The sequence below is a fragment of the Cupriavidus alkaliphilus genome, from assembly GCF_014191175.1.
In the GTDB taxonomy this organism is placed as follows: domain Bacteria; phylum Pseudomonadota; class Gammaproteobacteria; order Burkholderiales; family Burkholderiaceae; genus Cupriavidus; species Cupriavidus alkaliphilus.
This window is the reverse complement of sequence record NZ_JACHWE010000005.1, coordinates 553,025-564,157: the sequence shown is the minus strand read 5'-3', so window position 1 is coordinate 564,157 and position 11,133 is coordinate 553,025. Positions and strand designations below refer to the sequence as shown.

The 11,133-nt window shown below is 68.5% G+C and carries 10 protein-coding genes and 1 pseudogene; 6 read left to right on the top strand and 5 right to left on the bottom strand.

Annotated elements, in window-relative coordinates; all coding sequences use genetic code 11:
- Nucleotides 1-503 precede the first annotated feature (503 nt).
- Nucleotides 504-2,099, top strand: a complete 1,596-nt coding sequence (locus tag FHX60_RS20135) for a 3'-5' exonuclease family protein (RefSeq protein WP_183284362.1) — start codon at nucleotides 504-506, stop codon at nucleotides 2,097-2,099.
- A gap of 127 nt (nucleotides 2,100-2,226) precedes the next feature.
- Nucleotides 2,227-2,667, top strand: a complete 441-nt coding sequence (locus FHX60_RS20130) for a hypothetical protein (RefSeq protein ID WP_183284361.1) — start codon at nucleotides 2,227-2,229, stop codon at nucleotides 2,665-2,667.
- Between the two features lie 34 nt (nucleotides 2,668-2,701).
- Here the strand turns inward: FHX60_RS20130 and FHX60_RS20125 are convergent, their stop codons facing one another.
- Nucleotides 2,702-3,676, bottom strand: a complete 975-nt coding sequence (locus tag FHX60_RS20125; RefSeq protein ID WP_183284360.1) for a pyridoxamine 5'-phosphate oxidase family protein — start codon at nucleotides 3,674-3,676, stop codon at nucleotides 2,702-2,704.
- Nucleotides 3,677-3,726: 50 nt separating this feature from the next.
- A complete protein-coding gene (locus FHX60_RS20120) occupies nucleotides 3,727-4,377 on the bottom strand; it encodes a glutathione S-transferase family protein (protein ID WP_183284359.1) in 651 nt (216 codons plus the stop codon).
- Between the two features lie 100 nt (nucleotides 4,378-4,477).
- Between FHX60_RS20120 and FHX60_RS20115 the strand changes: the two genes are divergently transcribed.
- The 3 genes from FHX60_RS20115 (at nucleotide 4,478) to FHX60_RS20105 (ending at nucleotide 7,090) form a co-directional block, all read left to right on the top strand.
- Entirely contained in the window at nucleotides 4,478-5,380 is a 903-nt protein-coding gene (locus FHX60_RS20115; RefSeq protein WP_183284358.1) for a LysR family transcriptional regulator, read from the top strand.
- Nucleotides 5,381-5,581: 201 nt separating this feature from the next.
- Entirely contained in the window at nucleotides 5,582-6,268 is a 687-nt protein-coding gene (locus tag FHX60_RS20110) for a TetR/AcrR family transcriptional regulator (protein ID WP_183284357.1), read from the top strand.
- 147 nt (nucleotides 6,269-6,415) lie between these two features.
- A complete protein-coding gene (locus tag FHX60_RS20105; RefSeq protein ID WP_183284356.1) occupies nucleotides 6,416-7,090 on the top strand; it encodes a histidine phosphatase family protein in 675 nt (224 codons plus the stop codon).
- A gap of 158 nt (nucleotides 7,091-7,248) precedes the next feature.
- Here the strand turns inward: FHX60_RS20105 and FHX60_RS20100 are convergent, their stop codons facing one another.
- The 3 genes and pseudogenes from FHX60_RS20100 to FHX60_RS20090 form a co-directional block, all read right to left on the bottom strand.
- A complete protein-coding gene (locus FHX60_RS20100; RefSeq protein ID WP_183284355.1) occupies nucleotides 7,249-8,424 on the bottom strand; it encodes an acetyl-CoA C-acetyltransferase in 1,176 nt (391 codons plus the stop codon).
- 145 nt (nucleotides 8,425-8,569) lie between these two features.
- Nucleotides 8,570-9,037 carry a PaaI family thioesterase gene (locus FHX60_RS20095; RefSeq protein ID WP_092311286.1) on the bottom strand — a complete coding sequence of 156 codons (468 nt, stop codon included), beginning with the start codon at nucleotides 9,035-9,037 and terminating at the stop codon, nucleotides 8,570-8,572.
- Nucleotides 9,038-9,041: 4 nt separating this feature from the next.
- Nucleotides 9,042-10,016: pseudogene (locus tag FHX60_RS20090) on the bottom strand (NAD(P)H-dependent flavin oxidoreductase); the annotation flags it as partial.
- 227 nt (nucleotides 10,017-10,243) lie between these two features.
- Between FHX60_RS20090 and FHX60_RS20085 the strand changes: the two are divergent.
- Nucleotides 10,244-11,119, top strand: coding sequence for a crotonase/enoyl-CoA hydratase family protein (locus tag FHX60_RS20085; RefSeq protein WP_092311292.1), 876 nt, complete (start codon nucleotides 10,244-10,246; stop codon nucleotides 11,117-11,119).
- The last annotated feature ends 14 nt before the right edge of the window (nucleotides 11,120-11,133 follow it).

Sequence of the window (11,133 nt, the reverse complement as noted above, 5' to 3'; positions counted from 1 at the left end):
ATCAAACTCTTCAGTTCAATCTCTGTGTGACCCTCGCGGGTCTCGCTCTTTCGAGCGGTCGCTCACTCTCAGAAAACTGACTGACCAGATCCGAAGACCCAGTCACGTTTTGCTGTGCGAGCACTGTATAACTTGAAGCATCACTGTCCGTAGACAGCGGCGTCCGCTACCCAGCGCCCACACTTATCGGTTGTTTGTTTGTTAAAGAACTTCGCCGCCCGGCTTTGCCGTTCAGCGCGCTGCGTTGTCTGCAGCAGAGAAACGAGATTATGCAGAGCTTTCTTCGTTTCGTCAACCGTTTGCAGCAATCTTTTTTGCTGCCGTCAGCGCTGCAAACCTCGCTGCGCCAACCTCCCGGCCGACCCCGCAACCCTTGCTGCGCCTGCCTTGCAGGGGCCGCGTCGCGTTGCGAGGGGGCGAATAGTAAGCGAGCGCAGCGGGGTTGGCAAGGGGTATTTGAAAACTTCTTCGTGCCGCCATCGGCGGCCCCTTAAAATCGGCAAATGCCTGACCTGACTACCTATCAACCGTCGCGCCTGCCCGCGGACGGTACCCGCCTGCTCGATGCCCAGTCGCTGGCCGCCGCACTGTCGCGTCCTATCGTATTTGTCGACCTCGAAACCACCGGTGCGGACGCCCAGCGCGACCGCATCACCGAGATCGGCGTGGTGGAGGTGGGCCCGGACGGTATTGTCGAATGGGAGACCCTGCTCGACCCCGGCATGTCGATCCCGCCGTTTATCCAGCGCATGACCGGCATCAGCGACGACATGGTGCGGGGTCAGCCCACCTTCGAATCCCTGGCCGAGTCGCTCGCGGAGCGACTGCAGGGGCGCCTCTTCGTGGCCCATAACGCACGCTTCGACTACGGTTTCCTGAAGAACGCGTTCCGGCGCGCCGGGGTGACGTTCCGGGCCGACGTGCTGTGCACTGTCAGGCTCTCGCGCTCGCTGTACCCGTCGGTCGAGCGCCATGGCCTGGATGCGCTGATCGCCCGCTTCGGCCTGATGCCCAAGGGCCGGCACCGTGCGCTGGCCGACGCCGAGCTGCTGTGGCAGTTCTGGCAGAAGATCCATGCCACCTATTCGGTCGACCTGGTGGAAGCGGCGGTGCGCACACTGGTGCGGCGCGCCAGCCTGCCGGCCGGCCTGGAAGAGACCGCGCTCGAAGACGTGCCCGCGGCGCCTGGCATTTATATCTTCTATGGCGACCAGGACGTGCCGCTCTATGTCGGCAAGAGCGTGCACCTGCGCCAGCGGATCGGCGCGCATTTTTCGGGCGACTACCGCTACGGCAAGGATATGCGGCTGGCGCGGCTGGTGCGCCGGGTCGAATGGCGGGAAACCGGCGGCGAAACCGGCGCGCTGTTACTGGAAGCCCGGCTCGTCAAGGCCATGCAGCCGGTGCACAACCAGCTGCTGCGCCGGAATACGCGCCTGTACGCATGGGAGTTGCCGCAGCAGTTGCCGGTGCCGCGCCTGCGCTCGGATCGCGACACGGACTTCTGCCGGCAGCGCGACCTGTTCGGTGTCTTCGGCAGCCGTGGCGCGGCCGAGGCACGGTTGCGCGCGCTGGCCGAGGAGCACGGCCTGTGCCTGGCCACGCTGTCGCTGGAAAAGACCACGCGCCGTGGCAGCCCCTGCTTTGCGCGCCAGGTCCACCGCTGCGCCGGCGCCTGCGTCGGCGTGGAATCGTCGCGCGAACATCGTGCCCGTCTGGCCGCCGCGCTGGGGCCGATCGCGCTGGTGCCATGGCCGTTCGACGGCCCGGTGGCCTGGCGCGAGCAACACGGCGCGCGCGCATGGTGGCATGTGGTTGACGAGTGGTGCTACCTGGGCTGCGCGGACACGCTGGAGGAAGCCGGCGCACTGGCCGCCGCGCCCGCACATTTCGACCTGGACACCTACCAGATCCTGGCGCCGCGCCGGGAGCAGTGGATGCCGGACGCGGTGCCGCTGTCGGTGCGCCGGGATTTCACGCTGACCGCGCCAGAGACGCACGCTGAAGCCGCGCGTCCTGCACGCGCGGTGGCGACGCATGCTGCGCGCAAGTCCCCTGCCGCCGCCGGGCAGCAAACCCTCGGCTTGTTTGCCGAGTAAGCCTGCCAGGCCGCCGGCCGCGGCAGTCTGTACGCCAGGCCCCAAACGCCTCTTGCAAACGATGTGACGGCTCCGCTAGTCTCCACAGACCGGCCCTTGCCGCCGGCTGCGCCGATGTGGAGCCGCCATGCCCGCCAATCCAGCCCGATTTGCGTATGCCGCCCGAACCGGGGCGCGCAGGCTAACGCGCGCCGCTGTCCTGTGCGTGGCGACTTTGGCCGCGGCCTGCGCGGGAATCGGGACGGGCGCGATGCAAGACGTCATCGATTCCTGGAAGAACATTTCCGTCGAGGAGGCGAAGCGCCAGTGGGGCCCGCCGCAGGCCGTGCAGGCCCTTCCCGCCGGCACCGCCTACGTCTGGACCGATTCCGTGCCGGCCGCGCGGCCGCCGGGCAGCGGCCCGCGCGATGCCGGCATGGAGCGCACGCCTGTGCCGGGGCAATGCCAGCGCAAGCTGGTGGCGGATCCCAATGGCATCGTGACCGGCGGTGAGTGGCGCGGCGATGCCTGCTGCATCACCGCGCTGGCCGGGCGCTGTGCCGCGCTCAAATACCGGGCGCGCCGCTGAACCCGACCATCGTCCGGCGCTCAGCCCACCGCGCTCAGCGTTCCGGCCACGCGCCGGTATCGTCCAGCACCGGCGAGAATTCCCGGAACGCGAAGCGCAGCGGCAACACGCGCTCGCGCCGCACCACGCGTTCGACATGCAGCCGCACCAGCCGCTCGGCGCCAGCGTAAGAGGCCAGCTCCTGGCCCTCCCAGATCACTTCGGCGCGCCCATTCACATGCAGCAGCGAACCGTCGGCAAAATCCGGCACGACGATGCCCGCACGTGGGTCGGCCAGCAGGTTGCCGATCGTGTTGAAGAAGTTATTGCCGTTGAAATCCGGAAACGTCAGGGTATGGGCGTCGTCCACGCGGATAAAGCCAGGCTTGCCGCCGCGGTGCGAGACGTCGACACCCCCGGTGTGCTCGCCCTCGTCTTGCGGCGACGCGACATGGCTGGACGCGATGAACAGCGTATCGGCGCCGCGCAGCCAGACGCTGGCCTGCGCGTCGAGCGCGTCGCCGTGCCATGTTGCAGGGGCGGCGGCAAGCTCGGCAGCGGCTACGTCGCGCAGCTGGATGTAGCGCGGGCAGTTGCCGAAGCTCTGCTCGACCTCGACCGTCAGCCCCGCCTGATCGCGCGCCACGATGATCCCGTTCATGCGGTTGCGCCGGCGCGTCGGCAGCTCGATGCCAAGCAGCCCGATGCGTGCGCCCTGCTCCAGCGCCGCGGCCAGCGGATCGCCGGGCAACGGCACGGCGTCGATGCGCAAGTGCGTGGCGTCCGGCGTCTGCGCAAACCCGGGGGGGCCGACCAGCAGCGTGGCCCACGGCATGCCGTCGGCATCGACCGCCCCGGCCAGCAGGAACGGTAGTTGCGCGAAGAACGTGCGGTGCTGTTCCGGCATCTCGCCGCGGATCACGCGCGGACCCGCCGCGGCCATGCGCTCGCGCTTGCCGGCGCGCTGCTGTGCGGCGAGTTCGCCGGCGTGGAATGGCAGGCCGGCATGCGGCCAGGTGGGCAGATCCATGTTTGGCTCCTTCGCAACGGAAATGGCTTGACGCTCGCCGGACGCAATGGCTAGACCGCCACGCTGGGCTTCGATACCAGCATCGGCACGAAGCCAGGCAATGCCTCCATGCGGCGCAGCCAGGCATTGAGCGCCGGGTACGGCGCCAGCGGCACGTTGCCTTCCTCGGCGCGGGCGATATAGCTGTAGGCGGCCACGTCGGCAATGGTGGCGTGATCGGCGGCCAGGAACGAGCCACCGGCGAGCACCGATTCCATCAGCGTGAACAGCCGCTGCGCGCGGGCGACGGCATCTTCCATCGGCACCGGCCGGCCGAACAGCACGCCCAGGCGCGCGGCGGCCGGGCCGAACGCAATCTCGCCGGCAGCCACCGACAGCCAGCGCTGCACGCGGGCGGCGCCGACCGGATCGCGCGGCAGCCAGCGGCCGTCGTCGTAACGCGTGGCCAGGTAGACCAGGATCGCGTTGGAATCGCCCAGCACCACGCCGTCGTCGTCCAGCACCGGCACCTGGCCGAACGGATTCAGGCGCAGGAAGGCCTCGCTGCGTTGCTCGCCGCCGCGCAGGTCGACGTCCACCAGCCGGCAGGGCAAGCCCAGCAGCCCCAGCATCAGTTCGGCGCGGTGCGCGTGGCCGGACACCGGCGAACGATACAACACCAGCGGCCTGGCGGGCACTGCGGGGGAATTGGTCTGTTGCATGGCACTCTCTCCTGAGCGGTTGGTATGGATGGATTCTCGACGCCGGCGACAGTGGAATAAATGGGGCCATTGATATTTGACTACTCCGGAAAATGGAGTAATGTTTGGCGCCATGGACAAACTACGTGCAATGCAGACCTTTGTGCGGATCGTCGACGAAGGCAGCCTGACGGCCGCCGCGGCGTCGCTGCATACCTCGTTGCCGGCGGTGGTGCGCACGCTGGCGGCGCTCGAATCCGAACTGCAGGTGCGGCTGCTCAATCGCACCACGCGGCGGCTGTCGCTCACCGCCGAGGGGCGCAGCTACCTGGACGGCTGCCGGCGCATCCTGGCCAATATCGACGAAGTCGAAGCGGGCCTGACGGAGAGCCATGTCGAGCCCAGCGGCCAGCTCACCCTGACCGCCTCGGTGCTGTTCGGCCAGATGTACGTGGCGCCGGCGGTGACGCGCTTCGTGCAGCGCTATCCGCGCGTGCGCTGCCGCATGGAATTCACCGACCGCGTGGTGAACCTGCTCGAGGAAGACCTCGACGTGGGCGTGCGCATCGGTCCGCTGGCCGACTCTACGCTGGTGGCGCAAGCCGTCGGCCGCATCCGCCGCGTGGTGGTCGCCACGCCCGCCTATCTGCGCAAGCACGGCGTGCCGCGCCACCCGGACCAGCTGGCCAGCGCCAACTGTTTGCGCTTCACCGGCAACCATGCGCACTGGTGGTCGTTCCGCGATGGCGAACGCGAGTTTCATGTGCCGGTGTCGGGCAACCTGGAATTCAACCAGACCGCGCCCGCCGTGGCCGCCTGTGCCGCCGGTGCAGGCTTCGGCCATTTCCTGTCGTACCAGGTCGCGCAGCTAGTCGAGGAGCGCAAGCTGCGCATCGTGCTGGAGGACTTCGAGCTGCCGGCGTGGCCGCTGTCGCTGATCTATCCCCACGCGCGGCTGCTGCCGGCGCGTACGCGCGCCTTTATTGACTGGATGCGCGACGAGCTGAGCCCGCGGTTCAGCTGAACCCTGATCTCACGCGCTCGCATTCACAATGCTCTGATTGATCGCTCCGGCAAAGCGCACGGCACGCGGCTCGCACTGTCGTGCACCGCATGGCATCCGTGCGGGATATTTGCAGGGCCAGCCGACAAAACCTCTTGACGCGTTGCGGTGCGCACCGGTATTTTCAAATTCGAATCCGAATTCGAATACGGAAATATGACCATGTCAGCGACGCCTTCCAGCTTCCCCGCCAACGCTTCCTTCCCCCGTATCGACACCCCCTCGATCCTGCAACCGCCCCGCCAGCGCCGTGCGCGCGAGACCGAGCAGGCCTTGCTGGGCGCGGGTCGCGAATTGCTTGCGACGCGCGACTTCGCCGCGGTCTCGGTTGCACAGATCGCAGCGGCGTGCCAGGTCTCGGTGGGCGCCTTCTACGGGCGTTTCCGCGACAAGATGGCCTATTTCGAGGCGCTGCGCGCGCTGGTGATGGAAGAGACCTCCGCCTCGATCGACCGCTACCTGGCGCAGGAACGCTGGGACGATGTCGCCACGCCGGTGCTGCTGGAAAAGACCGCCAGGTTCATGGTGCTTGGCACGCTCGCCAACCGTGGCGTGATGCGCGCGTCGCTGCGGCATGCCTCCACGCGCCCCGAGGAATGGCTGCCCCACCGCCAGAACGGCGAAGCCATTGTCGAGCGCATGGTGCAACTGCTGGTGCCGCGCCTGCCGCTGCCCGCCGACACCGCCGAACTGCGCGTGCGCTTTGCCATGCAGGCCGTCTTCAGTGTGCTGGTCAATGCCGTGCTCAACGATTCCGGCCCGCTGCACCTTGACGACGAACGGCTGATCACCGAGCTGAGCCGCCTGATGGCTGGCTATCTCGACGTCAGGCCGACCGAGACGGCCTGAGCCTGCCTGGGTAATGCAGCCGGGCCATGGCTGCTATGAATTGCGCGGCGCTTGCTTGGCGGTGGCGCCGGCGCTCCCTACAATCTGCCCACGCCCGGCCCCGCGCCGAGGCAGCCTTATCCGCCTCACTGCTCATCGGGACCACTCATGGCCACGCTTTTCCTCGTCCGCCACGGACAAGCCTCGTTTGGCGCCGCCAACTACGACTGCCTGTCGCCCACCGGGCGCCAGCAGGCGCGCTGGCTTGGCGAATATTTCGCTGAACGCGGCGTCAGCTTCAGCCGGGTAGTGTCGGGCACGCTGGTGCGCCAGCAGGACACCGCCGCGGAAATCCTGGCCGGCATGGGGCAGCCGCAGGCCGCGGTGATCTCGCACCCCGGCCTGAACGAATACGACGGCGAGGCGCTGTACCGCTGCCACACCGGCGGCGCCGACCACCGCGCCCACCAGAACGCCGACTACAACGACTACTGGCGCACCTTCCGCGCGGCCTACGCGGCCTGGACGCAGGACGGGCTGGCCGACATGCCCGAGAGCTGGGTGGACTTCGGCGCGCGCATTGCCGGCGCGCTGGCGCAGGCCAGCGAGGGCACCAGGCGCGAGGACGCAATCCTGGTGGTCAGCTCGGGCGGCGCTATCGGCCGCGCCACCGCCGACCTGCTCGGCGCGCCGGCGCAGGCTGCGATCGAAATGAACCTGCAGTTCCGCAATACCGCGTTCTGCGAGATCATCGTCGGCCGCGGCGTGCAGCGTCTGCTGAGCTTCAACAACGTGCCCCACCTCGAGCGTGCCGACCGGCGCAGCGCCGTGACCTTCGCCTGACGTACCTTGCGGGTTCGGCGCCAGCCGCCCACCAAATGACAATGGCCGCGATTTCGCGGCCATTCTTTATCTTTCTCCGGCTGCTGGCGCGGGCACTTTGACATGCCCGCGCCGCCGGTCCTTCTCCCTTTACTGCTCTGTGCCGCTGCGCCTCTGTCTTACAGGCGCTCGACGATGGTCACGTTGGCCAGCCCGCCGCCTTCGCACATGGTCTGCAAGCCGTAGCGCTTGCCATGCGTATGCAGCGCATGCACCAGCGTGGTCATCAGCTTGGCGCCGGAGCCGCCGAGCGGGTGGCCCAGCGCGATCGCGCCGCCATGCACGTTCAGCCGCTCCGGATCGGCGCCGGTGGCCTTGAGCCAGGCCAGCGGCACCGGCGCGAAAGCTTCGTTGACTTCGAACAGGTCGATATCGCCGATACGCAGGCCGGCGCGCTTGAGCGCCACCTCGGTGGCCGGCAGCGGCGCTTCCAGCATCACCACCGGGTCATGGCCGATCACGGTCATGCTGTGCACGCGCGCCAGCGGCTTGACGCCCAGTTTCTTCAGGCCGGCTTCGTTGACCACCATCTGGCCCGCGGCGCCGTCGCAGATCTGGCTGGCGGTGGCAGCGGTGACGCGGCCGCCTTCGGCGATCAGCTTGACGCTGCCGATGCTTTCCAGGGTGGCGTCGTAGCGGATGCCTTCGTCGGTGGTGTGCATCTCGCCGTTGGCGCCATCGGCGGTGCGCACTTCCACCGGCAGGATCTCGGCGCTGAAGCGGCCGGCCTTGGTGGCGGCGATGGCGCGCTGGTGACTTTGCAGCGCGTAGGCGTCGAGCTGTTCGCGCGACAGCTCGTACTTGCGCGCGATCATCTCGGCGCCGGTGAACTGGCTGAATTGCACGCCGGGATAACGCGCCTCGACGCCCGGGCTCTTGGGCACGCCGAAGCCGTTCTTCGCCGGCAGCTGCGAGGACAGGCCCATCGGTACGCGCGTCATGCTTTCGACGCCGGCGGCGATGACGACGTCCATCGCGCCCGACATCACCGCCTGCGCGGCGAAGTGCAGGGCCTGCTGCGACGAACCGCACTGGCGGTCGACCGAGGTACCCGGCACGCTTTCCGGCAGGCGCGAGGCCAGGATGGCATTGCGCGCCACGTTGCCCGCCTGCTCGCCCACCTGGCTCACGCAGCCCATGATGACGTCTTCGACCAACGCAGGATCAGCGCCGGCGCGTTCCACCAGTGCGTCGAGCACCTGCGCGGCCAGGTCGGCCGGATGCCAGCCCGACAGCTTGCCGCCCTTGCGGCCGCCGGCGGTACGGACCGCCGCGACGATGTATGCCTCTGCCATGTGATCTCCTTGGTTCGGTGCGGGCCGCCGGGGCAGCCGTGTTGTGGTGCGGCATGCCGGCATGAGAGCCGGCAGGCGTCGATGGCTATTGTTGCGCCGCGGGTGGCGCCGAGCGTCGTCGGAAGCGACGAAGTTGCCGCAGCACTCAGGCGCGCGGCGCCAGCACCGCGAAGATCGCCGTGGCGCGCAGCAGGCAGCGCTCGCCGCTGAACAGCCGGCAGGTGCCGTAGCGCAGCCGCGAGCCGAGCTTGTCGAATTCCACGCGGGCTTCGACCCAGTCGCCCGGGCGCGCCGAATCGAGATAGTCCAGACTCAGGTTGACCGTGACCGCGCTTTTGGCGCGGCCGGTTTCCAGCGACATCATCATGCCGATGGCGGTATCGGCCAGCGTCGCCAGCATGCCGCCGTGCGGGATACCCAGGTTGTTGAGGTGGCTCTCGTCGATGCGCACCGCCAGCGTGCGGCGGGCCGCGTGCAGATAGAGCTGGCCGAAGCCGGCCATGTAGCCGCTCATCCGCCGCAGCGGGACAAAGCCTTCGGGCACGTCGGCGCCGGCTTCGGCCGGCGCGGCGCTGGCGCGTGCCAGCGCCGCCTCGATTTCCGCCTCGGCCATGGCGTCAGGCGAAGTAGCGCGAGGCCACGCTGAGGTGCTCGCGGCAATCGGCTACCATGCGCGCGATCAGTTCTTCGCAACTGGGCACGTCGTCGATCAGGCCCACGCACTGGCCGGCGCTGATGATGCCGCCGTCGGTCTCGCCCGCCTTGAGCGCCGCCTTGCCGCGCACGCCGGCGACCAGGTGCTTGACGTCCTCGAACTGTGCGCCGCCGGGACGGCGCTCGATGCTCACCACTTCGTCCGACACGGCATTCTTGAGCACGCGCGCGGTGTTGTGCAGGGTGCGGAAGATCAGGTTGGTGTCGCGCTCGCTCGCCTGCACCAGCGCCTGCTTGACGTTGTCGTGGATCGGCGCCTCGCGCGTGGCGCAAAAGCGCGTGCCCATGTTGACGCCCTCGGCACCCAGCACCAGGGCCGCCGCCATGCCGCGCCCGTCGGCGATGCCGCCCGAGGCGATCACCGGGATCGACAGCTTGCGCACCGCCTGCGGGATCAGCACCATGCCGGGCACATCGTCCTCGCCCGGATGGCCGGCGCACTCGAAGCCGTCGATCGAGACCGCGTCCACGCCCAGCCGCTCGGCCGACAGCGCATGGCGCACCGCCACGCACTTGTGGATCACCTTGATGCCCGCGGCCTTGGCCCGCGCGATATGTTCCTTGGGGTTGTTGCCGGCGGTCTCCAGCACCTTGACGCCGCTCTCGATAATGACGTCGAGGTAGCGCGCGTACGGCGGCGGGTTGATCGACGGCAGCAGGGTCAGGTTCACGCCGAACGGCTTGTCGGTCATCTCGCGGCAACGGCGGATCTCGTCGGCCAGGTCCTCGGGCGTGGGCTGCGTCAGCGCCGTCAGGATGCCCAGGCCGCCGGCGTTGGAAACGGCGGAGGCCATTTCGGCGTAGCCAACCCATTGCATGCCGCCCTGGATGATCGGGTAGCGGATGCCAAGCAGTTCGGTGATGCGTGTCTTCATGGTGGTCCTTTTGCTGTCTGTGCCGGCAGCGGCAACGGCGCAATGTCGTGATGTGCCGGCCCTGCCGCCTGCCCGGCATCAGTCTACGGTGCCGCGCGCCGTCACAGCCTCGTCGGAAGCGACGATTGCGGGCGGCGCAATCTGCACTAGTGTTGGGCGAGCCCGCCCCCGCTGCCTGCGCTAGTCCCGGCACCTCCGGCATCCCTTCCTACCCCCCAGCAGGAGCCCGCATGACGCCAGCCACGCCTTCGTTCGAAACCCTGCGCTATGCCGTTGCAGACGGCGTTGCCACCATCACCCTGCACCGCCCGGACCAGCTCAATGCCTTCACCGCGCAGATGATGCATGAGCTGATCGCGGCGTTCGACGCCACCGATGCCGACGACAACGTGCGCGCGGTGATCGTCACCGGCTCGGGCCGCGCGTTCTGCGCCGGCGCCGACCTGTCCGGCGGCAGCTCCACCTTCGATTTCGAGAAACGCTATGGCGCCAGCCCGGACACCGCGCATCGCGACGGCGGCGGGCGCGTGTCGCTGCGCATCTTCCGCAGCCTCAAGCCAGTGATTGCCGCGGTCAACGGCGCCGCGGTCGGCGTGGGCGTGACCATGCAGCTGCCGATGGATATCCGGCTGGCCTCGACCGATGCCAAGTTTGGCTTTGTCTTTGCACGCCGCGGCATCACGCCGGAAGCGGCGTCGTCGTGGTTCCTGTCGCGCGTGGTCGGGATCTCGACCGCGCTGGAGTGGTGCTATACCGGCCGCGTGTTCTCGGCGCAGGAAGCGCACGAGCGTGGCCTGGTGCGCTCGCTGCACGCCCCCGAAGACCTGTTGCCGGCGGCGCAGGCGATTGCCCGCGAGATCGCCGCCAATGCCGCGCCGGTGTCGGTGGCGATCTCGCGCCAGCTGATCTGGCGCATGGCCGGCGCCAGCCACCCGATGGAAGCACACAAGCTCGACAGCCGCGCGATCCAGTCGCGCGGACGCTCCGCCGACGTGAAGGAAGGCGTCAGCGCATTCCTGGAAAAGCGCCCCGCCGCGTTCCCGGAGACCGTGTCGCACGACATGCCGGACTTCTTCGACTGGACCAGCGAGCCACCCTTCGCCTGACGCGCACGCGTCGA